This window comes from Pseudomonas sp. NFACC08-1, from assembly GCF_900106735.1.
GTDB classification, from domain to species: Bacteria; Pseudomonadota; Gammaproteobacteria; order Pseudomonadales; family Pseudomonadaceae; genus Aquipseudomonas; species Aquipseudomonas fluorescens_Q.
The window spans coordinates 13,716-38,673 of record NZ_FNNL01000019.1; the positions used below are offsets into that span (position 1 = coordinate 13,716).

The 24,958-nt window shown below is 60.8% G+C and carries 24 protein-coding genes; 16 read left to right on the forward strand and 8 right to left on the reverse strand.

Annotated elements, in window-relative coordinates; genetic code table 11:
- Positions 1-49 precede the first annotated feature (49 nt).
- The 3 genes from BLU76_RS27455 to BLU76_RS27465 form a co-directional block, all read right to left on the reverse strand.
- Positions 50-406 carry a hypothetical protein gene (locus tag BLU76_RS27455; protein ID WP_092150623.1) on the reverse strand — a complete coding sequence of 119 codons (357 nt, stop codon included), beginning with the start codon at positions 404-406 and terminating at the stop codon, positions 50-52.
- 104 nt (positions 407-510) lie between these two features.
- Positions 511-2,364 carry an Lnb N-terminal periplasmic domain-containing protein gene (locus tag BLU76_RS27460; RefSeq protein WP_092225278.1) on the reverse strand — a complete coding sequence of 618 codons (1,854 nt, stop codon included), beginning with the start codon at positions 2,362-2,364 and terminating at the stop codon, positions 511-513.
- An 89-nt stretch (positions 2,365-2,453) separates the two neighbouring features.
- Complete coding sequence (locus BLU76_RS27465; RefSeq protein ID WP_003185616.1) at positions 2,454-2,942, reverse strand: DUF3015 domain-containing protein; 489 nt, start codon at positions 2,940-2,942, stop codon at positions 2,454-2,456.
- A 274-nt stretch (positions 2,943-3,216) separates the two neighbouring features.
- Between BLU76_RS27465 and BLU76_RS27470 the strand changes: the two genes are divergently transcribed.
- The 4 genes from BLU76_RS27470 to BLU76_RS27485 all read left to right on the forward strand — a co-directional run bounded on the left by BLU76_RS27470 (position 3,217) and on the right by BLU76_RS27485 (position 7,758).
- The gene (locus tag BLU76_RS27470) at positions 3,217-5,655 is read left to right on the forward strand and encodes a Lon protease family protein (protein ID WP_063324297.1); all 2,439 of its coding nucleotides are present in this window, start codon (positions 3,217-3,219) and stop codon (positions 5,653-5,655) included.
- Positions 5,656-5,973: 318 nt separating this feature from the next.
- Positions 5,974-6,315, forward strand: coding sequence for a PA4575 family protein (locus BLU76_RS27475; protein ID WP_013694243.1), 342 nt, complete (start codon positions 5,974-5,976; stop codon positions 6,313-6,315).
- Between the two features lie 132 nt (positions 6,316-6,447).
- On the forward strand, positions 6,448-6,936 hold the full coding sequence (locus BLU76_RS27480) for a TIGR00645 family protein (protein WP_003205748.1): 489 nt from the start codon (positions 6,448-6,450) through the stop codon (positions 6,934-6,936).
- 204 nt (positions 6,937-7,140) lie between these two features.
- Entirely contained in the window at positions 7,141-7,758 is a 618-nt protein-coding gene (locus BLU76_RS27485) for a BamJ family beta-barrel-assembly machinery protein (RefSeq protein ID WP_003205746.1), read from the forward strand.
- Positions 7,759-7,890: 132 nt separating this feature from the next.
- On the opposite strand, the gene BLU76_RS27490 is transcribed toward BLU76_RS27485, so the two are convergent.
- The 3 genes from BLU76_RS27490 to BLU76_RS27500 form a co-directional block, all read right to left on the reverse strand.
- Positions 7,891-8,148, reverse strand: a complete 258-nt coding sequence (locus BLU76_RS27490; RefSeq protein ID WP_003205743.1) for a PA4570 family protein — start codon at positions 8,146-8,148, stop codon at positions 7,891-7,893.
- Between the two features lie 206 nt (positions 8,149-8,354).
- Positions 8,355-8,696 (reverse strand): zinc ribbon domain-containing protein YjdM, encoded by a 342-nt coding sequence (locus BLU76_RS27495; RefSeq protein ID WP_072346141.1) that lies wholly within the window; start codon positions 8,694-8,696, stop codon positions 8,355-8,357.
- Between the two features lie 191 nt (positions 8,697-8,887).
- Positions 8,888-9,856 carry a polyprenyl synthetase family protein gene (locus BLU76_RS27500; protein ID WP_072346139.1) on the reverse strand — a complete coding sequence of 323 codons (969 nt, stop codon included), beginning with the start codon at positions 9,854-9,856 and terminating at the stop codon, positions 8,888-8,890.
- 239 nt (positions 9,857-10,095) lie between these two features.
- On the opposite strand from BLU76_RS27500, the gene rplU reads away from it, so the two are divergent.
- From rplU to BLU76_RS27530, 6 genes are all read left to right on the forward strand, one after another.
- Positions 10,096-10,410, forward strand: coding sequence for a 50S ribosomal protein L21 (gene rplU / locus BLU76_RS27505; protein ID WP_003176051.1), 315 nt, complete (start codon positions 10,096-10,098; stop codon positions 10,408-10,410).
- A 35-nt stretch (positions 10,411-10,445) separates the two neighbouring features.
- Positions 10,446-10,703 (forward strand): 50S ribosomal protein L27, encoded by a 258-nt coding sequence (gene rpmA / locus BLU76_RS27510; protein ID WP_003205738.1) that lies wholly within the window; start codon positions 10,446-10,448, stop codon positions 10,701-10,703.
- 190 nt (positions 10,704-10,893) lie between these two features.
- Positions 10,894-12,117 carry an Obg family GTPase CgtA gene (gene cgtA, locus BLU76_RS27515; RefSeq protein ID WP_060740551.1) on the forward strand — a complete coding sequence of 408 codons (1,224 nt, stop codon included), beginning with the start codon at positions 10,894-10,896 and terminating at the stop codon, positions 12,115-12,117.
- Positions 12,118-12,385: 268 nt separating this feature from the next.
- Positions 12,386-13,504: a glutamate 5-kinase gene (gene proB, locus BLU76_RS27520; protein ID WP_018600988.1), complete on the forward strand. Its 1,119-nt coding sequence runs from the start codon at positions 12,386-12,388 to the stop codon at positions 13,502-13,504.
- Between the two features lie 9 nt (positions 13,505-13,513).
- Positions 13,514-13,969, forward strand: coding sequence for a CreA family protein (locus tag BLU76_RS27525; RefSeq protein WP_003205733.1), 456 nt, complete (start codon positions 13,514-13,516; stop codon positions 13,967-13,969).
- Between the two features lie 80 nt (positions 13,970-14,049).
- Positions 14,050-16,086, forward strand: coding sequence for a toxin-antitoxin system YwqK family antitoxin (locus BLU76_RS27530; protein ID WP_092225281.1), 2,037 nt, complete (start codon positions 14,050-14,052; stop codon positions 16,084-16,086).
- Between the two features lie 171 nt (positions 16,087-16,257).
- Here the strand turns inward: BLU76_RS27530 and rpsT are convergent, their stop codons facing one another.
- A complete protein-coding gene (rpsT, locus tag BLU76_RS27535; protein ID WP_003185593.1) occupies positions 16,258-16,536 on the reverse strand; it encodes a 30S ribosomal protein S20 in 279 nt (92 codons plus the stop codon).
- Positions 16,537-16,790: 254 nt separating this feature from the next.
- Here rpsT and murJ point away from each other — a divergent pair, with 254 nt between their 5' ends.
- The 6 genes from murJ (at position 16,791) to ispH (ending at position 24,233) form a co-directional block, all read left to right on the forward strand.
- Positions 16,791-18,329 carry a murein biosynthesis integral membrane protein MurJ gene (murJ, locus tag BLU76_RS27540; RefSeq protein ID WP_092225282.1) on the forward strand — a complete coding sequence of 513 codons (1,539 nt, stop codon included), beginning with the start codon at positions 16,791-16,793 and terminating at the stop codon, positions 18,327-18,329.
- 129 nt (positions 18,330-18,458) lie between these two features.
- The gene (ribF, locus tag BLU76_RS27545) at positions 18,459-19,397 is read left to right on the forward strand and encodes a bifunctional riboflavin kinase/FAD synthetase (RefSeq protein WP_063324303.1); all 939 of its coding nucleotides are present in this window, start codon (positions 18,459-18,461) and stop codon (positions 19,395-19,397) included.
- Positions 19,398-19,410: 13 nt separating this feature from the next.
- Entirely contained in the window at positions 19,411-22,242 is a 2,832-nt protein-coding gene (gene ileS / locus BLU76_RS27550; RefSeq protein WP_092225284.1) for an isoleucine--tRNA ligase, read from the forward strand.
- A complete protein-coding gene (gene lspA / locus BLU76_RS27555) occupies positions 22,235-22,747 on the forward strand; it encodes a signal peptidase II (protein ID WP_063324305.1) in 513 nt (170 codons plus the stop codon). Before ileS ends, lspA begins: the two co-directional genes overlap by 8 nt.
- Positions 22,740-23,177 (forward strand): FKBP-type peptidyl-prolyl cis-trans isomerase, encoded by a 438-nt coding sequence (fkpB, locus tag BLU76_RS27560; RefSeq protein ID WP_063324306.1) that lies wholly within the window; start codon positions 22,740-22,742, stop codon positions 23,175-23,177. The genes lspA and fkpB overlap by 8 nt, the downstream gene beginning before the upstream one ends.
- A 108-nt stretch (positions 23,178-23,285) precedes the next feature.
- Positions 23,286-24,233 carry a 4-hydroxy-3-methylbut-2-enyl diphosphate reductase gene (gene ispH, locus BLU76_RS27565; protein ID WP_063324307.1) on the forward strand — a complete coding sequence of 316 codons (948 nt, stop codon included), beginning with the start codon at positions 23,286-23,288 and terminating at the stop codon, positions 24,231-24,233.
- Here the strand turns inward: ispH and BLU76_RS27570 are convergent.
- On the reverse strand, positions 24,210-24,725 hold the full coding sequence (locus tag BLU76_RS27570; RefSeq protein ID WP_092150609.1) for a GspH/FimT family pseudopilin: 516 nt from the start codon (positions 24,723-24,725) through the stop codon (positions 24,210-24,212). The two genes, ispH and BLU76_RS27570, sit on opposite strands and share 24 nt — an antisense overlap.
- Positions 24,726-24,958: the final 233 nt, after the last annotated feature.

Consider the following 24,958-nt stretch of genomic DNA (forward strand, 5'->3'; position numbering starts at 1 on the left):
TTGGGCCATGGTCGCAGGCTTTTGGTTTCGATGAATGTCTGTGCGCGACTTACGGCGAGCGATAAGCCCGGGCGGCATCCTGGTCTTTCTGCTGTTGCCAGGCCCGTTCACGTTCATCCCAGTGACGTTCGCGATAGGCGTCACGCTCCTCGCTTTCGCGCATGGCCTGACACTGACGGAAACCATCGCTCCAGCCTTCGGCGTAGCGCGGGTCCTTGAGATAGCGCGGCACGTCTTTCCTGAACTGGCCGGTGATCACCCCGGCGGCTTGCCGGCCGCTGCTGCAACCGTCGTCGTAGCCGTCGGCGAACGCTGGTGGATAACCCCGGGCGATCAGGTCTTCGTGGGTGGTTTCACAGCCACCGAGCAACATCAACATACTCAGGACCACTGCTGTGCGCTTCATTTCTGCTTTCCTGCCGAATCCCGCTCATACAATAAGTCTAGAAGTGGATTCGTCAGTAAGGCGTGAAAGCGTGGTGATTAATCCGTTCGTTGCGCAGGCCATGGTCAGTAGTGATACCACTTCACCTCAAGCATCACCTCGTTCTCCGGCGAGGCCAATTGGCTGAACTCCCGCTGGGCACTCAGGCGCAGGCCGAGGTTTCGGGACAGCTCCCATTGCTGGTTCAAGCTCAGGCTGCGGCGCACTTCGCCGTTGACGAAATAATCACCCTTGGCTTCCAGGCTCAGGTTGCCCAGTGGATTTTTCCACAGCACACCGCTATTGAAACCGGCGGCCGGGGCGATGAACTGGGCGAAGTCATTGTTGTGCTCGACCCGCACCGTGCCCAGGGCAAAGCCCAGCACCTTGTCCCCCAGCGCCCAGGTGCCACCTGCGCCGCCGTTGACGTGGCTGACCAGGGTTTCGTCGTCGTGTTTGCCTGGCACCCGCTCCAGGCCGCCGGTGACCTGCCAGGACAGCGGTTGCAGCAACTCGTTGCGCGGCGTCAGGGAGCGAATGGTCGCCAGGTCCAGTTGTTGCACCTGCCAGTCATTGCCTTCGTACTGGCGCAGTTTCAATTGCAGGATTTCGATCTGTGCGCCCAAGGGGAAGCTCTCGGCGTTGTCGTTGAGATCGTGATAGGCCATGCGCAAGCCATACTCGCCGAACGCCCGGTCGCCCCGCGTGCCGAGGCCAGCCTGCCAGGTGCGCGATTGGTGACCGTCCTCGGGCAGGCCCGGTTGCGGGATATCGAGCTCCGGCGCAGGGTTTTGGTTGATCGCCCGCAACAGTTCGAAACTGCGCTGGGCGCGTTGTGGGTCGCGCTCCTGGCCGTTGGCGCGATAGCGCTCCAGGCGATAGGCCGCATCGATGATCAGCGCCTGGCGTTCGCGCGGCAACGCCTTGAAGCCGGGGGCTTGCAGTTGCTGCTGGTCGGCGCTGGCTTTGAGTACCCATTGCTGTTCTTCGTCGCTGAGCGGTTCGGCGCGGCTGAGCAGTTCCCGTTCACGGGACGGTCGATACTGGATGCTTTCCACCAGGCCGGCTTCTTTCACGGCCTTGACGGTGTCGGTGGGAATCGCAGTCAGCGGGAATTGTTCGGTCAGGCGCAGGCTGGGGCGAGCCACTTGCAGCAATTCGAGCAGGCGATAGGAGCAGTTTTCGTCGAAGAAAAAATAGTCGAACTGAATCTGCTTGAGTTCCCAGACGTGCTCGACCATGCGCTCGGTTTCCGCCTGGCTCAGGTTCAGGCGGTATTCCCACAGGTCGCGGTTCTCCAGGCTACGGTACTCGGAGAGTTTTTCCTGGTACGGCACCAGGGCAAACAGGCCGGGATAGCCGCCCATCAGGCCCTTCCAGGCATAGAGGATGCTGTTGTCCGAGCCTTCGATGTAGGCGCCGAAATTGATCGCATAGCTGAGCAGGGCGGTCTTGTCGCTTTGCACATCGGCCTGGTCGATGCGCAGCAGGGTGTGGCCGAACATCGAGGACGGGCTGTTCAGATACGCGGCGGGGAAGATCATCACCGCGCTGTGGGGCGAGACGTCCTTGAACCATTGGTTGAAGTCGCTGCAGTCAACAGCCGGCAGATCCGTCAGATTGAGCTGGGCCTTGAGCCAGCGCGTTCGCGCCGGGTACACGCACTGGGCATGCTGCTGGCCGGCGCTGGCCGGGCCGTACAGGGCTTTTAGCGTGGCACTCAGTTCACGCTCGGGATGTTCGTTGCCATCGGGCGCGAGGAAGAATTGCTTGTCGCTGATATAGCTGCGCCAACCGCCAAGCTTGGCGGTTTCGTAGTGGCCCAGGGAAATCCAGAAGCGGTCATTGGCCAGTTGCTGCAAACGTTGAGGGTCGACATGAGGCGCGGCGGACAGCGGGGCGCACACACAGAGCGCCAGCCAGGCAAGGCGTTTGAGCATAGTCGGCTACTTGGAAAGGCGAAAAAACAAAGACCGAAGGGGCCCCGAAAAGAAAACCCGCTCCCCGAGAGGAGCGAGTGGTGTCGAGCTTAAGCTTGAGTGGCGTACTTGGCCAGGCGAGGATCGCTTTTCAGCACGGCCAGGGTGTTGGTATGCACATCTTCCGCTGTCACGTCAGCCTTGCTGAAGATCTGCTGGAAGTGCTCGTGGGTAACGGCGGAGAAGTGTGCGCGATCTTCCGGCGCCACGCCCAGTACCACGGCATAGGTGGTCAGCGCTTCGCCCTGACCCTTGGCCATGTCTTCGGACAGCTCGTTCATCATGCCATTCATGGCCAGCCAGGACTTGCCGCCGTAAGTCAGTGCCGCGTTGGTCGAGCAACCGTTGGTGCCGGATGTCATGCCGAAGGTAGCGTTACCGGAAGTGCCGTTGGTGGTGGATGCCAGGAAGTGTGCCGGAGTGCCACGCTGACCTTCGAACAGCATGTTGCCCCAGCCGCAATCCGGGCCGCCCGGCGCCTGAGCCATGGCGTTGATGGATACAGCGGTGAAGAGAGTACCGAGAAGAATCCGTTTCATAGCTATGTTCTCTTTATGTGCATACCGATGGACAGGGTCTGGCCCCTACAGCTGCCAGTGGGCCGGTTATTGTTCCAGCCGCGCAGTTTGGAGTTTAGGCACGATCTGAGGGTTCCGTGACATTTTGCAAAAACATCACTGGAAGATCGCCTGTCTACCGGGCCCGACCGCGGTTTCCCCTTTGACTATGCTTTGGGCAGAGGCGCTCCTTGCCAGTCAGGTACAGGCGGCGCCAGAATGCCGCTATCTGCCCCGCCTGATGTAAGGAAGCCCGATGCCTGATCCTGTTGCTGCCAGCTTGCGTCTAGCGCCCGAAGCGCTGACCCGTCCGTTTTCCGCTGAACAGTTCAGCTTCTCTACCACCAATGATCTGGAGCCCTTCCGCGGTGTGCTTGGCCAGGAACGTGCGGTCGAAGCCTTGCAGTTCGGCGTGGCCATGCCGCGCCCCGGTTACAACGTATTCGTCATGGGTGAGCCCGGCACTGGCCGGTTTTCGTTCGTCAAACGCTACCTCAAGGCCGAAGGCAAGCGCCTGCAGACCCCGGCGGACTGGGTCTACGTCAACAACTTCGATGAGCCCCGCGAACCCCGTGCCCTGGAACTGCCGTCAGGTACGGCCGGTGCTTTCATCGCCGACATCAACGGCCTGATCGACAACTTGCTGGCGACGTTCCCGGCGGTATTCGAGCACCCGTCCTACCAGCAGAAGAAAAGTGCCATCGACCGCGCCTTCAACCAGCGCTATGACCGCGCCTTGGATGTGATCGAGCGCCTGGCGCTGGAGAAGGATGTCGCGCTGTACCGTGACAGCAGCAACATCGCCTTCACGCCAATGAGCGAAGGCAAGGCCCTGGATGAAGCGGAATTCGCCCAGTTGCCGGAAGCCGAGCGCGAGCGTTTCCATGAGGACATCTCGGGCCTGGAAGAGCGCTTGAACGAAGAGCTCGCCAGCCTGCCGCAGTGGAAGCGCGAGTCCAGCAACCAGTTGCGCCAGCTCAACGAAGAAACCATCACCCTGGCCCTGCAACCGTTGCTGGCGCCACTGTCGGAGAAATACGCAGAGAATGCTGCGGTCTGCGGCTACCTGCAGGCCATGCAGGTCTATCTGCTCAAGACCGTGGTCGAGCAATTGGTGGACGACAGCAAGACCGACGCCATCGCCCGCAAGCTGCTGGAGGAACAGTACGCGCCGAGCCTGGTGGTCGGGCATCCGTTCAGTGGTGGCGCGCCGGTGGTGTTCGAGCCGCACCCGACCTACGACAACCTGTTTGGTCGCATCGAATACAGCACCGACCAGGGCGCGCTCTACACCACGTACCGGCAGTTGCGTCCGGGCGCCTTGCACCGGGCCAACGGCGGTTTCCTGATTCTCGAAGCGGAAAAAATGCTCGGTGAGCCGTTCGTGTGGGATGCGCTCAAGCGCGCCCTGCAATCGCGCAAGCTGAAAATGGAATCGCCGCTGGGGGAACTGGGGCGCGTGGCCACCGTGACCCTGACGCCGCAGCACATTCCGCTGCAGGTCAAGGTCGTGATCATCGGCGCCCGCCAGCTCTACTACGCTTTGCAGGACCTGGATCCGGATTTCCAGGAAATGTTTCGCGTGCTGGTGGATTTCGACGAAGACATCCCGATGGGCGACGAGAGCCTGGAGCAGTTCGCCCAGTTGCTCAAGACCCGCACTTCGGAGGAGGGCATGGCGCCGCTGACTGCCGACGCGGTGGCGCGCCTGGCGACCTACAGTGCGCGTCTGGCCGAACACCAGGGGCGCTTGTCGGCGCGTATCGGTGATCTGTTCCAACTGGTCAGCGAGGCGGATTTCATTCGCCAACTGGCCGGTGACGAGATGACCGACGCCGGTCATATCGAGCGCGCCCTCAAGGCCAAGGCCACCCGTACCGGGCGTGTCTCGGCGCGAATCCTCGACGACATGCTCGCGGGGATCATCCTGATCGACACCGCCGGTGCGGCCGTGGGCAAATGCAACGGGCTGACAGTACTCGAGGTCGGCGACTCTGCGTTTGGTGTACCCGCGCGGATTTCCGCCACGGTGTACCCGGGCGGCAGCGGCATCGTCGACATCGAGCGGGAGGTCAACCTCGGCCAGCCGATCCACTCCAAGGGCGTGATGATTCTTACCGGCTACCTGGGCAGTCGTTATGCCCAGGAATTCCCGCTGGCGATCTCGGCCAGCATTGCGCTGGAGCAGTCCTACGGTTACGTGGACGGCGACAGCGCGTCCCTGGGCGAGGCGTGTACGCTGATCTCGGCCCTGTCGAAGACGCCGCTCAAGCAGTGCTTCGCCATTACCGGCTCGATCAACCAGTTCGGTGAAGTGCAGGCGGTGGGCGGGGTCAACGAGAAGATCGAAGGCTTCTTCCGCCTCTGTGAAGCCCGCGGGTTGACCGGTGAGCAAGGAGCGATCATTCCCCAGGCCAACGTCGCGACCCTGATGCTCGACGAGAAAGTGCTGGCCGCCGTGCGCGCCGGGCAGTTCCATGTTTATGCGGTGCGCCAGGCCGACGAAGCCCTGAGCCTGTTGGTGGGCGAGCCTGCTGGCGAGCCGGACGAAAACGGCGAGTTCCCCGAGGGCAGCGTCAATGCCCGGGTGGTGGAGCGGCTGCGGGTGATCGCGGAAATGATCAGCGAAGACGACATCAAGGAAGCGGAAAAGGAATTGGCACAGCAGGCATTGACGGAGGCCAAGCCGGCTTGATGTTTTCCTGACCGCAGCAAGACCTCCTGTGGGAGCGAGCTTGCTCGCGATTGCGGAGTTTCAGTCACGGTTTTCTCGACTGTCACACCACAATCGCGAGCAAGCTCGCTCCCATACTGTTTTGTGGGTTATTTCTAAAAAAACGCCACCACTTTGGCGTCAATATTCACACTGTGACCGCTCGGCGTATTCTGGTCTCGAAAGTCCTTGCGACCGGAACTTTTCTTCTATCCTCAGCTCAAGGATAACGAGAGTCATCATCGGATCGAAACAGCCTCCTCCCGGGGCTGAATACCGGATCTACCGAGGGGCGCCGCCATGTCGCGCAACCTTTGCCTCACTCGTCAATGCCTGGGCCTTGTCACCCGTATCGAATGCGCCATCCGCCCCCTGGCGGGAGATACCGGTATGTGGACCTTGCTCTTCGCCGCCGGAATGGCCGGTGAACAACCTTCTGCCATCAAGGCCCAAGGGCCATTTCCCGGCCCGACTGCCGCCGAATCCATCCTCGATACCATTGTGCAAAGCCTGACGCTGCACGGCTACGAGCTGGCCGATGACCCGCAGATATGGTCCCTGCACATGCAAGCCCAACTGCGTGAAATCAATGGAGGCCGTTGTCGCAACGTCGGCGGCTTCGAGTTTCGTCCGCTGCATTGAAGGCCATCACCGCACGGGCATCGGCAGTAAAATTTTGACACAAGAGCAGGGACCTGGGACGGTCCCGGCGTTTGTGGGGCCGGTCGTGGCTGATATACTCGCCGCGATTTTTCAGCCCTGGTGTGAGATTCAATGGAACGCTTTATCGAAAACGCAATGTACGCCTCCCGTTGGCTGCTGGCGCCGATCTACTTCGGGTTGTCCCTGGGCTTGCTGGCCCTGGCGCTGAAGTTCTTCCAGGAAGTCTTTCACGTCATCCCCAACGTGTTTTCCATGGCCGAGTCGGACCTGATCCTGGTGCTGCTGTCGTTGATCGACATGGCGCTGGTGGGCGGGCTACTGGTGATGGTGATGATTTCCGGCTACGAGAACTTCGTCTCGCAGTTGGACATCGGCGACGACAAGGAAAAGCTCAACTGGCTGGGCACCATGGACTCTTCATCGCTGAAGATGAAAGTCGCGGCCTCGATCGTGGCCATTTCCTCCATCCACCTGCTGCGCATTTTCATGGACGCCAAGAACGTCGATCCCGAGCATCTGATGTGGTACGTGATCATTCACATGACTTTCGTGGTCTCGGCATTCGCCATGGGCTACCTGGACAAACTGACCAAGCACTGAGGTCGGTTCACCACGCTGACACAACGCCCGCCTGTAGAATTGCAGGCGGGCGTTGTCGTTTCGGGCGGCTTGCTTTGACGTAGGGGGCTCGTCACCCGCGGTGGCATCTGTGCTAGTCTGCTCGCCCTTTTGGTTCCGGGCGCTCCGGGAGGCGCTGTGTCACGCACGGCAACTCTCGAGCCGTCCGCACAGCGGAGCAGCATCATGTCCGAAGTTAACCTGTCCACCGACGAAACCCGCGTCAGCTACGGTATTGGCCGTCAGTTGGGCGACCAACTGCGCGACAACCCGCCACCGGGCGTGAGCCTGGACGCCATCCTGGCCGGCCTGACCGACGCGTTCGCCGGCAAGCCAAGCCGCGTGGGCCAGGACGAGATGTCCGCCAGCTTCAAGGTCATTCGTGAAATCATGCAAGCCGAAGCCGCTGCCAAGGCTGAAGCTGCCGCTGGCGAAGGCCGTGCGTTCCTGGCCGAAAACGCCAAGCGTGAAGGCATCACCACCCTGGCTTCCGGCCTGCAATTCGAAGTGCTGACCCAAGGTGAAGGCGCCAAGCCGACCCGTGAAGACCAGGTGCGTACCCATTACCACGGCACCCTGATCGACGGCACTGTGTTCGACAGCTCCTACGATCGTGGCCAGCCAGCCGAATTCCCGGTTGGCGGCGTGATCCCAGGCTGGACCGAAGCCCTGCAACTGATGAACGCCGGCAGCAAATGGCGCCTGTACGTGCCGAGCGAACTGGCTTACGGCGCTCAAGGCGTTGGCAGCATTCCACCGCACAGCGTGCTGGTGTTTGACGTCGAGTTGTTGGACGTACTGTAAGACCCTGCCTGGTTTAACGCCGGGCAAATAGGTGGGAGCGGGCTTGCTCGCGAATGCGGACTGTCAGTCGACATTATCGTTGACTGACCCACCGCTTTCGCGAGCAAGCCCGCTCCCACATGACCTCTGCGTTCATCCGTGGAACCTGCCACTGAAATCACCTGTCGGGCGCAATGCCCGGGCGTAGCAGAACAGGAACAGATTGCGCACCAGTTCCTTGAGCACCAACGGCTCACTGGAATTGAGGCTGTTGAGGTCCAGGTCCCCCTGGTCCTGCAGCTCGTTCAAGGCTTCTTCTTCAAGCACCGCACAGACTTCCCCGGTTTCCCGATGCAGGATCCTGAGATAGGGATGTGGGCGGTCCAGCCAGGCATCGATCAAATAAGTCATGGTTCTCATCTCCTTGATGGGTTTCGATGAGAATAATTCTTATTCGCTAAATAGCAAGGCTCTATTGGCGTTGCGATTGTTTTTCTGACGGTGGGTTATGGCAGCTCAGAACGCCTGGCAGTTGGCTAACGTCCGAGAAATGGGGGCGAAGCGGAGAGGGCGAGGCTCCATCCCACACGCGGGGTATGGGATGGAATACAGCAGTATCAGACTTTTCTTACGAACTCGGACTTGAGTTTCATCGGGCCGATGCCGTCGATCTTGCAGTCGATGTCGTGGTCACCCTCGCACAGGCGGATGTTCTTGACCTTGGTGCCGACCTTGACCACCAGCGACGTGCCCTTGACCTTGAGGTCCTTGATCACGGTGATGGTGTCGCCGTCCTGCAGGACGTTGCCGACCGAATCTTTCTTCACGGTATCGTCGGACGCTGTTTCAGCTTCGCCGCTGGCGGACCATTCGTGGGCACACTCCGGGCAGACCAGTTGAGTACCGTCTTCGTAGGTGTATTCGGAATTGCATTTCGGGCAGGGAGGCAACGTGCTCACTAAGGTTCCTTGGGTATCAGGAGGGCAAAAGGGCGCACATTATATAGGGTTTTGTGGCTGGAATGGGAGTTCGCGGTCCTGTGGCGAGGGAGCTTGCTCCCGCTCGGTTGCGTAGCGACCGTGGATACTTTTGAAGGGGCTGCTGCGCAGCCCAGCGGGAGCAAGCTCCCTCGCGACAGGAAAACCTTGTATCAGTGGGTACGGGCGACCGCAAACTCGCTCAGTTCCACCAGCGCATCGCGGTATTCGCTGGCCGGCAGGGCGTCGAGGCATTTGATCGCGCGGGCAACGTAGTCCCGGGCCAGTTTCGCGGTGTACTCCAGCGAACCGGATGCTTCGACCGCGACACGGATGCTTTCCAGGTCTTCGATCCCGCCTTTCTGGATCGCCTGGCGAACCAGTGCTGCCTGTTCAGGCGTGCCCTCGCGCATGGTGTAGATCAGCGGCAGGGTCGGCTTGCCTTCGGCCAGGTCGTCGCCGACGTTCTTGCCCAGGGTTTCTGCATCGCCCTTGTAGTCGAGCAGATCGTCCACCAGTTGGAAGGCCACGCCCAAGTGGTCGCCGAAGGTGCGCAGCGCTTCGCTCTGCTCGGCGCTGGCACCGGCCAGGGCGGCGGCGCTGTGGGTCGAGGCTTCGAAGAGCATCGCGGTCTTGCCGCGGATGACTTCCATGTAGGTTTCTTCGGTGGTGCTGGCATCGCGTACCTTGGACAGCTGCAGCACTTCGCCCTCGGCGATGATGCGCGTGGCCTGGGACAGGATCTTCATCACCGGCATCGAGCCCAGCTCGACCATCATTTCGAACGAGCGCGAATAGAGGAAGTCGCCCACCAATACGCTGGGGGCGTTACCCCACATGGCGTTGGCGGTCGAACGGCCACGGCGCATGCCGGACATGTCGACCACGTCGTCGTGGAGCAGGGTCGCGGTGTGCAGGAATTCGATGGTGGCGGCCAGCAGGCGCATGTCATCGCCTTCGCGACCCAGGGCCTTGCCGCACAGCAGCACCAATAAAGGACGCAGGCGTTTACCGCCGGCCGAAGTGATGTAGTCGCCGATTTTCGATACCAGAGGCACGCGGGAAGTCAGCTGCTTCTTGATGATGCCGTCGACGGCGCTAAAATCGTCCGCCACCGCGCGGTAGAAAGCTTGGGGTTGCATCAGCGACAGGTGCTCCAGAAGGGTTGCGCGGCATGCTAGGACCCACGTCCGCAGGTGTCAAGGCGCGATAGACGGCTACTTGCAAGGCTCTCGCGGCTTGCGTACAATCGCGCACCCTGAACTTCCTGGGCAGCACCTGCCTTACGCAATTGCATCCGGGCCTTCCAGCCCATGCAGCCATGCCAGCCAATACCTCTTCTTATAAAGCGCTGGGTGAGCAGGATTATCGGAGAAATACCATGTCGTACGCAGTAATTGTTACTGGTGGCAAGCAATACAAGGTCGCCCCAGGTGAATACCTGAAGATCGAAAAACTGGAAATCGCTACCGGCGAATCCGTGACTTTTGATCGCGTTCTGTTGGTCGCCAATGGCGATGACGTGAATATCGGCGCTCCAGTCGTTGCTGGCGCTACCGTTGTGGCTGAAGTGATCTCCCAAGGTCGTCACGATAAAGTCCGCATCATCAAGTTCCGTCGCCGTAAGCACCACATGAAGCGTATGGGCCACCGCCAGTGGTACACCGAGATCAAAATCACCGGTATTCAGGCTTAATTTCAGCCTAATTCCTCACTAGGAGAATTGAACTCATGGCACACAAAAAAGCTGGTGGTAGTACCCGTAACGGTCGCGACTCAGAAGCCAAACGCCTTGGCGTGAAGATGTATGGCGGCCAGGCTATCAAAGCAGGCAACATCATCGTGCGTCAGCGCGGCACCCAATTCCACGCTGGCTACGGCGTGGGCATGGGTAAGGATCACACCCTCTTCGCTAAAGTCGAAGGCGTGATCAAGTTCGAAGTAAAAGGCGCCTTCGGTCGTCGTTACGTAAGCGTTATCGCAGCTTAATTGCGAGACCGCTGGAAAAGCCCTGTCTTGCGACGGGGCTTTTTCGTTTGTGGGGTGAGTCTCTTGCAAAACTGTTTGTATGGGCTGTCGGCGCTGCGGTTGGGGCGTGTCATCAGGTCGCTGCGCTCATTTTTGCAAGAGTCTTATGTCTTGTTTTTTTGGCTCGTCCGTATGGCGAGAGGCGTGTGTCATGAAGTTTGTTGATGAAGTATCGATTCGAGTAAAGGCCGGCGACGGCGGCAATGGTTGCATGAGTTTCCGTCGGGAAAAGTTCATTGAAAATGGTGGCCCTAACGGCGGTGATGGGGGCGATGGTGGCTCGATCTACATGCTCGCCGACGAAAACCTCAACACTCTGGTGGACTACCGTTACACCCGGCACTTCGATGCCGAGCGTGGCTCCAACGGCGGCAGCACCGACTGCACCGGCAAGAAGGGCGAAGACCTGATCCTGCGCGTGCCAGTCGGCACCACGGTGATCGATTCGGCCACCCAGGAAGTGATTGGCGACCTGACCAAGGCTGGCCAGCGTCTGCTGGTCGCCCATGGCGGCTGGCACGGCCTGGGCAACACCCGTTTCAAGTCCAGTACCAACCGTGCGCCGCGCCAGACCACGCCAGGCAAGCCAGGCGAGCAGCGTGACCTGAAGCTGGAAATGAAAGTGTTGGCCGATGTGGGTCTGCTGGGTTTGCCGAACGCCGGTAAAAGTACCTTCATTCGCTCGGTGTCGGCGGCCAAGCCGAAAGTGGCCGATTACCCGTTCACCACCCTGGTGCCGAACCTGGGCGTGGTCAGCGTCGACCGCTGGAAGAGTTTTGTAATCGCCGACATTCCAGGGTTGATCGAAGGGGCTTCCGAGGGCGCGGGCCTGGGGATTCGTTTTCTCAAGCACTTGTCCCGTACCCGTCTGTTGTTGCACCTCGTGGACATGGCGCCGCTGGATGAAACCGATGCTGCCGATGCTGCTGAAGTCATCGTCAACGAGCTGACCAAGTTCAGCCCGGCCCTGGCCGAGCGCGACCGTTGGCTGGTGTTGAACAAGTGCGACCAGATCCTTGAAGAAGAGCATGAGGAGCGGGTCAAGGAAATCGTCGACCGCCTGGAGTGGGAAGGTCCGGTCTACGTGATCTCGGCCATCGCCAAAGAGGGCACTGAGCGCCTGTGTCACGACATCATGCGTTACCTGGAGGATCGCGCCGACCGCCTGGCCAACGATCCGGCCTACAAGGAAGAGCTCGCCGAGCTCGACCAGCGCATCGAAGACGAGGCCCGTGCCCAGTTGCAGGCGCTGGACGACCAGCGTGCCCTGCGTCGCAGTGGTGTCAAGTCGGTCCATGACATTGGTGACGACGATTGGGACGAAGAAGATGTGGATGACGAAGACGGTCCGGAAATCATCTACGTTCGCGACTGATGCTGCTCAGTTGAAGTCAAGGCCTGTGGGGGCTAGCTTGCTTGCGATAGCGGTGTGACAGCCGGTATCAATAATTGCTGGCCCCATGCAATCGCGAGCAAGCTCGCTCCCACAGGTTCAAGTGTTTCGGCGCGGTGTTATCATCGCAGCCAGCCGGTTTCCAAGGCGCCGCTCATTCGAGCGGCGTTTTGGTATCTGTAAAACGCAAATACGAATAATCCCATGGGCGGCGCTGGGTCGCGCCGTTCGCTGGCAAAGGTTGAAGATGATGCGGAGCAAGGTGACGGGTGCGCAGCGCTGGGTCGTGAAGATCGGCAGCGCACTGCTGACGGCGGATGGCAAGGGCCTGGATCGCCAGGCAATGGCGGTGTGGGTCGAGCAGATGGTGGCCTTGCATGAGGCTGGCGTCGAGCTGGTATTGGTCTCTTCCGGGGCTGTAGCCGCCGGTATGAGCCGCCTGGGCTGGACGTCGCGACCCAGCGCGATGCATGAGCTGCAGGCTGCCGCCGCCATCGGCCAGATGGGCCTGGTGCAGGCTTGGGAATCAAGCTTCGCCGAGCACGGTCGCCATACGGCGCAGATCCTGCTGACCCACGATGACTTGTCCGACCGCAAGCGCTACCTCAATGCCCGCAGCACCTTGCGCGCGCTGGTGGAGCTGAAAGTCATCCCGGTGATCAACGAGAACGACACGGTGGTCACCGACGAGATCCGTTTCGGCGATAACGACACCCTGGCCGCGCTGGTGGCGAACCTGGTGGAGGCGGATCTGTTGGTGATCCTCACGGATCGCGACGGCATGTTCGATGCCGATCCGCGCAACAATCCCGACGCCAAGCTGATCTACGAAGCCCGTGCCGACGATCCGGCGCTGGACGCGGTGGCGGGTGGCACGGGTGGTGCGCTGGGTCGTGGTGGCATGCAGACCAAACTGCGCGCTGCGCGTCTGGCGGCGCGGTCCGGGGCCCATACCATCATCGTCGGTGGTCGGTTGGAGCGGGTGCTGGATCGCCTGAAAGCGGGCGAGCGCATCGGCACTCTGCTGTCCCCTGAGCGCGGTATGCTGGCAGCGCGCAAGCAATGGTTGGCCGGGCACCTGCAAACCCGTGGCACGCTGGTGCTGGACGCTGGCGCCGTGACGGCCCTGTCCCAAGGCAACAAAAGCCTGCTGCCGGTGGGTGTGAAGTTGGTACAAGGCAGTTTCCGTCGGGGTGAAATGGTCGTGTGCGTGGCTCCGGATGGTCGCGAGATCGCCCGTGGCCTGGCCAACTACAGCGCCCTGGAAGCACAGAAAATCATCGGTCAGTCGTCTGATGCGATTGTCGGTCTGTTGGGTTACATGGCGGAGCCCGAGTTGGTTCACCGTGACAACCTGATCCTCGTCTAAGGAAAAATCATGGGTTTGGCAAAAGGATTGATCGGCTTGCTGCTGGCTGTGCCGCTGCTGGCTTCGGCCGAAGAAATTGGCCAAGTGTCGACGGTGTTCAAGTTTGTCGGGCCGAACGATCGGATCGTGGTCGAGGCGTTCGACGATCCCAAGGTGGATGGCGTGACCTGTTACCTGTCGCGGGCCAAGACCGGCGGCGTGAAGGGTGGCCTGGGCCTGGCCGAGGATCGCGCCGAGGCGTCCATCGCCTGCCGCCAGGTCGGGCCTATCAGCTTCAAGGGTGAGCTCAAGGACGGCGAAGAGGTGTTCCGTGAGCGCACTTCGCTGGTGTTCAAGACCATGCAAGTGGTGCGATTCCTCGACAAGAAACGCAATACGCTGGTGTACCTGGTCTACAGCGATCGCGTGATCGAGGGCAGCCCGCAGAACGCGGTGACGGCTATTCCGATCTTGCCTTGGCGTTAAGTAGCGAATGACGGGCGAGCTGATCGGCTCGCTTTTTTATCTCCATGGATGTGTTGTGCTTTTGGCGCGAAGGGATTCGTATGCGTGCGTTTTTGCTGCTGTTTGTATTGGGTTGTTCGGTGTCCGTCGGGGCTTTGGCCGAGCCGTTTTATAGCGAAAAAAACCTGGCCCATCCGCTGATAAAAACTTCCCAGGAGAGTGGGGCGACGCTGGCATTTATCCGCGAAGCCGAGGGTGTCGTAGGCTACTCATGCCTGTGTGATTCGCCGGATGGCGTCCCGCAAGTGCTCGACAGGTATGGCGATGCGAGTGTCGAGTCGGTGTTCTACGCCAGCCTCGACAGTGATCTCCAGACGTTGGTCGTGCTGTCACGGGCAAAGGGGCGGTACGCTCTTCAGGGTTATCGGTTCGTGCCGTCCACCGGCGGGTATCGCCGGCTCGAGACATTGCAGCCGGTATTGGATCGTATCGCCGCTGATCGCAAGGTCCTCACTGCTGCGCTGGTCCAGAAGGAGCTGGGCAAGTTGCCGCCCTACGATTACAGCGCCGTGTTGCCCAAGACCGGTATCGCCGAGTTCGACACGCTGGAGCCTGCGGGTGGCACGCTGGTGGGGTACTTCGGCGTCGACGGTGTCCCGGCGTCAGTGGGGCAACCGCCAGAGGACCCTCATCGCGACACCTACAAAAAGACTTTCCAGCAGCGCGAAGGACGCTGGCTCACGCTGACTTATGCGCGCGTGCCGCCTCAGGACGAGGAAGTGGGCTCTGCCTATCGTGTCAGCAGGATGGCCTGGGAAACCGATCCAGCGGTGTACCAGGGCTCCGAGGATGGGGCCTGGGCAGTCTTGGGTAATGGGCGGCTCTGGGCGCTGGGTGCTTATGTCCAGGGCAAGAGGTCGGGCCAGTGGGCGGAGTTCGACGAGTCGGGCTACGCGTCCACCGGCGCCTATGTGGATGGACTGCGCCAGGGGCCGTGGGTCGTCAGTGATGGGGGTGCGGTTTCCAAGGGCATGATCGTCGACGATTTCTATGAGGGGCGCTGGACGATCGAGGCGCGTGACGATGAGGAGCAGATGTCCGGCTTCGATACTTACAAACATGGTGATCTCGACGGGCCTTCCGAGCGCGTGCGTCATGGTGAGGTTGTCCAGCGCGGCGATTTCGTGGCAGGGCAGCAGCACGGAGACTGGATAATGCCCTGGGGTGAGGGGCGTTATGCGCAGGGCGTCCGGGAAGGCCGTTGGACCTTGAGAATGGACGGCGGTGGTGTCCAGGTTGTGGATTTTGTTGCCGACAAGAAGCACGGCGAATTGCGCGAAGTGGATGCCGCAGGTGTGTTGCGGCTCGTCGAGCATTACCGCGCGGGTGTCCTGGATGGATTGAGAGAAACCTACGCGGCCAATGGCAAGCTCACCTATTCGGCCAGCTATGCCAACGGCCAGATCGAGGGGCGGGCGCTGACCTACACCGATGACGGTGCCGTGCTGCTTTCGGATATCTCGTGGCGCCATGGTTCGCGAGAGGGCGCCTTGCGTCTCTATCACCCCAATGGTCAGCCCGATACGGTGGCAACGTACGAGGGGGATGAGCCCATTGGTAACGTGCAGTCATTTGATGCGACTGGGGTGTTGATAGCGGACAGGAACTATTGCCACGTGCCTGATGGGAAATACACCCGTATCAAGCTTTGCGGCAAGCAGCGCGGGGCTTTCAACAACGGGCATTTCGACTCGGAGAGTGATTACCTGTTCGGTAATGAGCAAAGTGCCCGCCACACCCGGGAGGGGCGCAAGGTCCGGGAGGTGCTGCTGGGGCCTGATGATCGCGTGACTCACAACGAGTACTACCCCGATGGCCAGTTGAAGTACTCTGAAGCCAAGCAGGGCTTTCGCCTGATAACGGTCGAGGGGCGCGAATACAAGGACTACTCGTACGCCAGGCGCGAAGGTGAGACGGTCTACTACTACCCGACGGGTGTGGTTGAGCGTCGCATGAACTTCAAGGATGACAAGATAGTGGGTTGTTACACTGGATACGACGAGGCGGGTGTGCAGAATTTCCCGCCGCCTGGTGGTTGTCCTCCGCCCAAGCCGGTGGTTTTCAATTTTGGGGAATAGTGCAGGGCTTTAGTGGAGATGTCTGTTTTCACTGACGCCATCGCGAGCCTGCTCGCGATGTGGTGGTGCATTCAGTATCAAGGCAAGCTGATTCACTGCTCCCGCAAGGGGGGGTAAATTGCGGGCAATAAAAAACCGACCCTGAGGTCGGTTTTTTAACGAGCGCGTCGCTTAGGCAGCAGCGGCAACGTTCAGGGCCTTTACGTGGCCATTCAAGCGGCTCTTATGGCGAGCAGCCTTGTTCTTGTGGATGATGCCTTTATCGGCCATGCGGTCGATAACTGGCACAGCCAGAACGTAAGCAGCTTGAGCTTTTTCAGCGTCTTTTGCGTCGATGGCCTTAACTACGTTCTTGATGTAGGTACGGACCATGGAACGCAGGCTGGCGTTGTGGCTGCGACGCTTCTCAGCCTGTTTTGCACGTTTTTTGGCGGAAGGTGTGTTGGCCACCGTCGAGCTCCTCGAAAGACTTTTTAGGAAATAGCAAACAAAATAGGCCGCGAATCATGCCGATGAGTTGAGGTCTTGTCAAGGGCGGGTGACGCGTTCCGCTGAATGGCAGGTACCGCGCACCGAAGGATTTCTTTCCGGCGTGCGACCTGTAAACTCGCGGGCTTTGGCTCTGCACTGTTTAGCGGCGCGGAGTATCGCACAAGTGGGCGCGTTGTTCGCCTGCTGTTTATCGACAGGCAAATACTCTTTTCATGAATCTGCTCAAATCGTTGGCTGCCGTCAGCTCTATCACGATGCTTTCCCGTGTCCTGGGGTTCGTTCGCGACACACTGATCGCACGGATATTCGGTGCCGGAATGGCCACCGACGCCTTCTTCATCGCCTTCAAGTTGCCCAACCTGCTGCGGCGGATCTTCGCCGAAGGGGCGTTCTCCCAGGCCTTCGTGCCGATCCTGGCGGAATATAAAAGCCAGAAGGGCGACGAAGCGACCCGCACATTCATTGCCTACGTCACCGGCCTGCTGACGTTGGTGCTGGCGCTGGTCACGGCGGCCGGCATGCTCGCCGCGCCATGGGTAATCTGGGCCACGGCCCCAGGCTTCACTGATACGCCAGAAAAATTCCAGCTCACCTCCGACCTGCTGCGGGTGACCTTTCCTTATATATTGCTGATTTCCCTGTCGTCCCTGGCCGGGGCGATCCTCAATACCTGGAACCGTTTTTCCGTGCCGGCCTTTGTGCCGACCCTGCTCAACGTCAGCATGATCGTGTTCGCGGTGTTCCTGACACCGTACTTCGATCCGCCGGTGATGGCCCTCGGCTGGGCGGTGCTGGTGGGTGGCCTGGCGCAATTGCTCTATCAACTGCCGCACCTGAAAAAGATCGGCATGTTGGTCCTGCCACGGCTGAACCTGCGCGACAGCGGCGTGTGGCGGGTGATGAAGCAGATGTTGCCGGCGATCCTCGGGGTGTCGGTGAGCCAGATTTCCCTGATCATCAACACCATCTTTGCCTCGTTCCTGGTGGCCGGCTCGGTGTCGTGGATGTATTACGCCGACCGCTTGATGGAACTGCCGTCCGGCGTGCTGGGTGTGGCCCTGGGCACGATCCTGCTGCCGACCCTGGCCAAGACCTACGCCAGTCAGGACCGCCAGGAATATTCGCGCATCCTCGACTGGGGCCTGCGCCTGTGTTTCGTGCTGGTCTTGCCCTGTTCCCTGGCCCTGGGAATCCTGGCCGAGCCGTTGACCGTTTCGCTGTTCCAGTACGGTCAGTTCAATGCCTTCGACGCCCTGATGACCCAGCGTGCGCTGATTGCTTACTCAGTGGGCCTGCTCGGGATCATCGTGATCAAGGTGCTGGCGCCGGGGTTCTATGCCCAGCAGAACATTCGCACGCCAGTGAAAATCGCCATTTTCACGCTGGTGATGACCCAATTGTTCAACCTGTTGCTCATCGGCCCGTTGGCTCACGCCGGCCTGGCCCTGGCGATCAGCGCTGGCGCGTGCCTCAACGCCGGGTTGCTGTTTTATCAACTGCGCAAGCAAAAGATGTATCAGCCGCAGCCGGGCTGGGGCAAGTTCGGCCTCAAGCTGCTGGTGGCCGTGGCGGTGATGTCGGCGGTTTTGCTGGGGGCGATGCATTTCATGCCGGCATGGGGCGAAGGGCAAATGCTCGCGCGTTTCCTGCGCCTGGGAGCGCTGGTGGTTGTCGGCGTGGTGGCGTATTTCGGCATGTTGCTGCTGATGGGGTTCCGTCTGCGTGACTTCAACCGCAAGGCCTTGAGCTGAGGGCAAGCCCTCGATAATCCCGGGGCGGGCAGTGGTTTTGTCGGTTCGATCACTTTGGGGTGCGGTGTTGCCTGTCGTCGGCCGCCGGGTGTGGTTATAATCGGCCACTTTATGAGCAAGAAGCGCGTTATGCAGCTGGTTCGAGGCCTCCACAACCTGCGCCCCCAACATCGGGGCTGTGTCGCCACTATTGGCAACTTTGACGGTGTTCACCGTGGCCACCAGGCTATCCTGGCGCGGCTGCGCGAGCGTGCGCTGGAATTGGGTATGCCGAGCTGCGTGGTGATCTTCGAGCCGCAGCCCAGGGAGTTTTTCGCCCCGGACACCGCCCCGGCCCGTCTGGCCCGGTTGCGGGATAAACTGCAATTGCTGGCCGCCGAAGGCGTCGACCGGGTCCTGTGCCTGGCCTTCAACCAGCGCCTGAGCAAGCTCAGCGCCGCCGAGTTCGTCGACACGATCCTGGTGGACGGTCTGGGCGTAAAGCATCTGGAAGTCGGCGATGATTTCCGGTTCGGCTGTGACCGCTCGGGGGATTTCGACTACCTGCAACAGGCCGGTATCGTCCAAGGCTTCACCGTCGAAGCGGCGCAGACGGTCGAGATCGATGGCCTGCGCGTCAGCAGCACCCAGGTTCGCAATGCCCTGGCGGCTGCCGACTTCGAATTGGCCGAGCGCTTGCTCGGACGGCCGTACCGGATTGCCGGACGGATCCTGCACGGGCAGAAGCTGGCGCGCCAATTGGGCACGCCGACGGCCAACGTGCAACTCAAGCGTCGTCGTGTGCCGCTGACCGGGGTGTTCCTGGTGAGCGTCCAGATCGACGGCAAGACCTGGCCCGGTGTCGCCAATATCGGCGTACGGCCCACGGTCCAAGGGGATGGCAAGGCCCACCTCGAAGTACATGTTCTGGATTTTGCCGGCGATCTGTATGACCGGCGTTTGACGGTGGTTTTCCACCAAAAGCTGCGTGAAGAGCAGCGTTTTGCCTCTCTGGAGGCGCTCAAGACGGCGATCCATGCAGATATCGCCGCCGCCCGTGCCCTTGTCGCAACCAGCGCCAATCGCTAATGAAGAGCCTTAAATGACCGACTATAAAGCCACGCTAAACCTTCCGGACACCGCCTTCCCAATGAAGGCCGGCCTGCCTCAGCGCGAACCACAGATTCTGCAGCGTTGGGACAGCATTGGCCTGTACGGAAAGTTGCGCGAAATTGGCAAGGATCGTCCGAAGTTCGTCCTGCACGACGGTCCTCCGTACGCCAACGGCACCATTCACATCGGTCACGCGCTGAACAAGATTCTCAAGGACATGATCATCCGCTCCAAGACCCTGTCGGGTTTTGATGCGCCTTATGTCCCGGGCTGGGATTGCCACGGCCTGCCGATCGAGCACAAGGTGGAAGTGACCCACGGCAAGAACCTGGGCGCGGACAAGACCCGCGAGCTGTGCCGTGCCTACGCCACCGAGCAGATCGAAGGGCAGAAGTCCGAATTCATCCGCCTCGGCGTGCTGGGCGACTTCGCCAACCCGTACAAGACCATGGATTTCAAGAACGAAGCCGGCGAAATCCGTGCCCTGGCGAAAATCGTCGAGGGCGGCTTCGTGTTCAAGGGCCTCAAGCCAGTGAACTGGTGCTTCGATTGCGGTTCGGCCCTGGCCGAGGCGGAAGTCGAGTACGAGAACAAGAAGTCCTCGACCATCGATGTCGCGTTCCCGATCGCCGATGAAGGCAAGCTCGCCGCCGCGTTCGGCCTGGGCAAGCTGGCCAAGCCGACCGCGATCGTGATCTGGACCACCACCCCGTGGACCATCCCGGCCAACCAGGCGCTGAACGTCCACCCGGAATTCAACTACGCCCTGGTCGACGTCGGCGACAAGCTGCTGGTGCTGGCCGAAGAACTGGTCGAATCCTGCCTGGCCCGCTATAACCTCGAAGGTTCGGTGGTCGCCACCGCCCCGGGTTCGGCACTGGAACTGATCAATTTCCGTCATCCGTTCTATGACCGCCTGTCGCCGGTGTACCTGGCCGACTACGTGGAACTGGGCGCTGGCACTGGCGTGGTTCACTCCGCGCCGGCCTATGGCGTCGACGACTTCGTGACGTGCAAGAAGTACGGCATGGTCAACGACGACATCCTCAATCCGGTGCAGAGCAATGGCGTGTACGTGCCGTCGCTGGAGTTCTTTGGCGGCCAGTTCATCTGGAAAGCCAACCCGGCCATCGTCGACAAACTGACCGAAGTCGGCGCGCTGCTGCACACCACCGTCATCGAACACAGCTACATGCACTGCTGGCGCCACAAGACCCCGCTGATCTACCGCGCCACCGCGCAGTGGTTCATCGGCATGGACAAGCAGCCCACCAGCGGCGACACCCTGCGCCAGCGTTCGCTCAAGGCCATCGAAGAGACCCAGTTCGTGCCCGCCTGGGGCCAGGCGCGCCTGCACTCGATGATCGCCAACCGTCCAGACTGGTGCATCTCCCGCCAGCGCAACTGGGGCGTGCCGATCCCGTTCTTCCTGAACAAGGAAAGCGGTGAGCTGCACCCGCGCACCGTTGAACTGATGGAAGCCGTGGCCAAGCGCGTCGAAGTCGAAGGCATCGAAGCCTGGTTCAAGATGGATGCCGCCGAGCTGCTGGGTGACGAAGCGCCGCTGTACGACAAGATCAGCGACACCCTGGACGTCTGGTTCGACTCCGGCACCACCCATTGGCACGTGCTGCGCGGTTCGCACCCGATGGGCCACGAGACCGGCCCGCGTGCCGACCTGTACCTGGAAGGTTCGGACCAGCACCGTGGCTGGTTCCACTCCTCGTTGCTGACCGGTTGCGCCATCGACAACCACGCGCCGTATCGCGAACTGCTGACCCACGGCTTCACCGTCGACGAGTCCGGTCGCAAGATGTCCAAGTCCCTGGGCAACGTGATCGCGCCCCAGAAAGTCAACGACACCCTGGGTGCCGACATCATGCGCCTGTGGGTGGCGTCCACCGACTATTCCGGCGAGATGGCCGTGTCCGAGCAGATCCTGCAGCGCAGCGCGGACGCCTACCGGCGGATCCGTAACACCGCGCGCTTCCTGCTTTCCAACCTGACCGGTTTCAACCCGGCCACCGACCTGCTGCCGGCCGAAGAAATGCTCGCGCTGGACCGTTGGGCCGTGGACCGTACCCTGTTGCTGCAACGCGAATTGCAGGAGCATTACGGCGAATACCGCTTCTGGAACGTCTACTCCAAGATCCACAACTTCTGCGTGCAGGAGCTCGGTGGTTTCTACCTCGACATCATCAAGGACCGCCAGTACACCACCGGCGCCAACAGCAAGGCCCGTCGTTCGTGCCAGACCGCGCTGTTCCACATCAGCGAGGCGCTGGTGCGCTGGATCGCACCGATCCTGGCATTCACCGCCGACGAGCTGTGGCAATACCTGCCGGGCGAGCGTAACGAATCGGTGATGCTCAACACCTGGTATGAAGGCCTCACCGAGTTGCCCCAGGGCTTCGAGCTGGACCGCGCCTACTGGGACCGGATCATGGCGGTCAAGGCAGCGGTCAACAAGGAAATGGAGATCCAGCGCGCGGCCAAGGCCGTCGGTGGCAACCTGCAAGCCGAGGTGACCCTCTACGCCGAAGAAGCCCTGGACGTCGACCTGGCCAAACTGGGCAACGAACTGCGCTTCGTGCTGATCACCTCTACCGCTAGCGTCGCGCCTTTCGTGCAGGCGCCGGCCGATGCGGTGACCACTGAGGTCAGCGGTTTGAAGCTCAAGATCGTCAAGTCGAACCACACCAAGTGCGCCCGTTGCTGGCACTGCCGCGAAGACGTCGGCGTGAACCCGGAGCATCCAGAGATCTGCGGTCGTTGTGTCGACAACATCAGCGGCAGCGGTGAGGTTCGTCATTATGCCTAACACGGCGGGCCGTTTCGGACGGCTGGGCTGGCTGTGGTTGAGCGTGCTGGTACTGGTCATCGACCAGGCCAGCAAGTTCTACTTCGAAAGCTCGTTGACCCTGTACCAGCAGATCGTGGTCATCCCTGACTACTTCAGCTGGACCCTGGCCTACAACACTGGCGCAGCGTTCAGCTTCCTGGCCGACAGCTCGGGCTGGCAGCGCTGGCTGTTCGCCCTGATCGCTGTCGTGGTCAGCGCTGTGCTCGTGGTCTGGCTCAAACGCCTGGGCCGCGACGAGACCTGGCTGGCCGTGGCACTGGCGTTGGTGCTCGGTGGCGCACTGGGCAATCTTTACGACCGGATTGCTCTGGGCCATGTGATCGATTTCATCCTGGTGCATTGGCAGAACCGCTGGTATTTCCCGGCGTTCAACTTTGCCGACAGTGCCATCAGCGTGGGCGCGGTGATGCTCGCCCTGGACATGTTCAAGAGCAAGAAAACCGGAGAAGCCGTCCATGACTGAGCAGCGTATCGCTCAAAACACTGAAGTGAAGCTTCACTTCGCCCTGTACCTGGAAAACGGTGACACCGTCGACAGCACCTTCGACAAGGCGCCGGCGGTGTTCAAGGTCGGTGATGGCAACCTGCTGCCAGGCTTCGAAGCAGCGATCTTCGGCTTCAAGGCCGGCGACAAGCGCACCGTGGTCGTACCGCCAGAAAACGCCTTTGGTCAGCCCAACCCGCAAAACGTGCAGACCATGCCACGCTCCCAGTTCCAGGACATGGAACTGTCCCAGGGCTTGCTGGTGATCTTCAACGACGCGGCCAATACCGAGCTGCCAGGTGTGGTGAAGGCGTTCGATGACGCCCAGGTGACCGTGGACTTCAACCATCCATTGGCCGGCAAGACCTTGAACTTCGAAGTGGAAATCCTTGAGGTCAAGGCGGTTTAACATTTGACGGGCGGCTTCTGCTGCCACCCGATCCAGTGTGGGAGCGAGCTCGTTCCCACACTGGATTGCACTGATTCAATTTCTTGCGCGCAAGACACGAGGCACAGCATGCAAATCAAACTCGCCAACCCCCGTGGCTTCTGCGCCGGTGTGGACCGGGCGATCGAAATCGTCAATCGCGCCCTGGAAGTCTTCGGGCCGCCGATCTACGTGCGCCATGAGGTGGTCCACAACAAATTCGTCGTCGAAGACCTGCGCAGCCGTGGGGCGATTTTCGTCGAGGAACTGGACCAGGTGCCCGACGACGTCATCGTGATCTTCAGCGCCCACGGGGTTTCCCAGGCGGTGCGCACCGAAGCCGCCGGCCGTGGCCTGAAGGTCTTCGACGCGACGTGCCCATTGGTGACCAAGGTGCACATCGAAGTGGCGCGCTACAGCCGTGATGGTCGTGAATGCATCCTGATCGGTCATGAAGGCCATCCGGAAGTCGAAGGCACCATGGGCCAATACGATGCCAGCAACGGCGGTGCGATCTACCTGGTCGAAGACGAGGAGGACGTTGCGGCCCTGCAGGTTCGCAACCCTGAGAGCCTGGCTTTTGTCACCCAGACCACTTTGTCCATGGACGATACCAGCCGTGTGATCGATGCCCTGCGCTCGCGCTTTCCGGCCATTGGTGGTCCGCGCAAGGACGACATCTGCTACGCCACTCAGAACCGTCAGGATGCCGTCAAGCAACTGGCGAACGAGTGCGACGTGGTGCTGGTGGTCGGCAGCCCGAACAGCTCCAATTCCAATCGCTTGCGTGAACTGGCCGAACGCATGAACACCCCGGCCTACCTGATCGACGGTGCCGAGGACATGCAGCGCAGTTGGTTCGATGGAGTCGAGCGCATCGGCATCACCGCTGGCGCTTCCGCGCCGGAAGTATTGGTGCGCGGTGTGATCCAGCAATTGCAGGCCTGGGGCGCTACCGGGGCCGATGAGTTGGCCGGTCGCGAGGAGAACATCACTTTCTCCATGCCCAAGGAACTACGCGTTCGCTCCCTGCTTTAAGCCTTTTTCGCACAATGCCTGCTCGGCTTTCTCGCTGCGCAGGCTGATGCGTCCGCTACGCGCCAGCACCACCTGATGGTGACTGACCGGCTCGCGTTTGGCGCAGACATGCAGTGTGCCGGCCTGGAATGCGTCGCTGGGCAGTAACGCTTGCCCTTGGCTGCCGAACCTCACCGAACGCTTCACCGGCCGGTTGCCTATCACTCGCGCGCGACCGCTGCGCTCCATCAGCAAGGTCTTCTCCTTATCGTCCAGGGTGATGCGCCAACCTCGGCCCCAATCGTTGTCTATCCCCCTGATCACGACGGTCCGGCTGCGCGTGATGGCTTCGCTGCGGGCAATGCGCAAACCACTGGCCAGCAACTGCGCGGCGTCTTTGCGCTCGGTGGCTTCGACCAGCGCTGTATAGCTTGCGCTGGCCCACGGCAGAACAATTGCCGCAATCGCCAGTCCCATGAGCAGTTCGATGAGGCTGAAGCCCTGTTGGTGCATGACATCTCCTCCCTGGAGAATATGAAGCGGATTCAGGTTTTATAGCCCATTGTGGCGAAGGGATTTATCCCCGTTGGGCTGCGCAGCGGCCCCAGACCAACCTCCGCAGGGTTTCAGGTTGGATCGTAATCAGCTCCATTGGGGCTGCTGCGCAGCCCAGCGGGGATAAATCCCCTCACCACAGGGCAGTATTGGGCACACGGCAGTGGTTTGTTCTAGCGTGTAGAGGCAGG

Excerpts from the sequence above, each read along its gene's own strand:
- rplU (WP_003176051.1), top strand. The coding sequence starts at position 10,096 with ATGTCGTACGCAGTAATTGTTACTGGTGGCAAGCAATACAAGGTCGCC.
- ispH (WP_063324307.1), top strand. The coding sequence starts at position 23,286 with ATGCAAATCAAACTCGCCAACCCCCGTGGCTTCTGCGCCGGTGTGGAC.
- proB (WP_018600988.1), top strand. The coding sequence starts at position 12,386 with ATGCGGAGCAAGGTGACGGGTGCGCAGCGCTGGGTCGTGAAGATCGGC.
- BLU76_RS27475 (WP_013694243.1), top strand. The coding sequence starts at position 5,974 with ATGTCGCGCAACCTTTGCCTCACTCGTCAATGCCTGGGCCTTGTCACC.
- BLU76_RS27455 (WP_092150623.1), bottom strand. The coding sequence starts at position 406 with ATGAAGCGCACAGCAGTGGTCCTGAGTATGTTGATGTTGCTCGGTGGC.
- BLU76_RS27500 (WP_072346139.1), bottom strand. The coding sequence starts at position 9,856 with ATGCAACCCCAAGCTTTCTACCGCGCGGTGGCGGACGATTTTAGCGCC.
- BLU76_RS27480 (WP_003205748.1), top strand. The coding sequence starts at position 6,448 with ATGGAACGCTTTATCGAAAACGCAATGTACGCCTCCCGTTGGCTGCTG.
- BLU76_RS27530 (WP_092225281.1), top strand. The coding sequence starts at position 14,050 with ATGCGTGCGTTTTTGCTGCTGTTTGTATTGGGTTGTTCGGTGTCCGTC.
- BLU76_RS27570 (WP_092150609.1), bottom strand. The coding sequence starts at position 24,725 with ATGCACCAACAGGGCTTCAGCCTCATCGAACTGCTCATGGGACTGGCG.
- lspA (WP_063324305.1), top strand. The coding sequence starts at position 22,235 with ATGCCTAACACGGCGGGCCGTTTCGGACGGCTGGGCTGGCTGTGGTTG.
- ileS (WP_092225284.1), top strand. The coding sequence starts at position 19,411 with ATGACCGACTATAAAGCCACGCTAAACCTTCCGGACACCGCCTTCCCA.
- fkpB (WP_063324306.1), top strand. The coding sequence starts at position 22,740 with ATGACTGAGCAGCGTATCGCTCAAAACACTGAAGTGAAGCTTCACTTC.
- murJ (WP_092225282.1), top strand. The coding sequence starts at position 16,791 with ATGAATCTGCTCAAATCGTTGGCTGCCGTCAGCTCTATCACGATGCTT.
- rpmA (WP_003205738.1), top strand. The coding sequence starts at position 10,446 with ATGGCACACAAAAAAGCTGGTGGTAGTACCCGTAACGGTCGCGACTCA.
- BLU76_RS27485 (WP_003205746.1), top strand. The coding sequence starts at position 7,141 with ATGTCCGAAGTTAACCTGTCCACCGACGAAACCCGCGTCAGCTACGGT.
- cgtA (WP_060740551.1), top strand. The coding sequence starts at position 10,894 with ATGAAGTTTGTTGATGAAGTATCGATTCGAGTAAAGGCCGGCGACGGC.
- BLU76_RS27490 (WP_003205743.1), bottom strand. The coding sequence starts at position 8,148 with ATGACTTATTTGATCGATGCCTGGCTGGACCGCCCACATCCCTATCTC.
- ribF (WP_063324303.1), top strand. The coding sequence starts at position 18,459 with ATGCAGCTGGTTCGAGGCCTCCACAACCTGCGCCCCCAACATCGGGGC.
- BLU76_RS27465 (WP_003185616.1), bottom strand. The coding sequence starts at position 2,942 with ATGAAACGGATTCTTCTCGGTACTCTCTTCACCGCTGTATCCATCAAC.
- BLU76_RS27460 (WP_092225278.1), bottom strand. The coding sequence starts at position 2,364 with ATGCTCAAACGCCTTGCCTGGCTGGCGCTCTGTGTGTGCGCCCCGCTG.
- BLU76_RS27470 (WP_063324297.1), top strand. The coding sequence starts at position 3,217 with ATGCCTGATCCTGTTGCTGCCAGCTTGCGTCTAGCGCCCGAAGCGCTG.
- BLU76_RS27525 (WP_003205733.1), top strand. The coding sequence starts at position 13,514 with ATGGGTTTGGCAAAAGGATTGATCGGCTTGCTGCTGGCTGTGCCGCTG.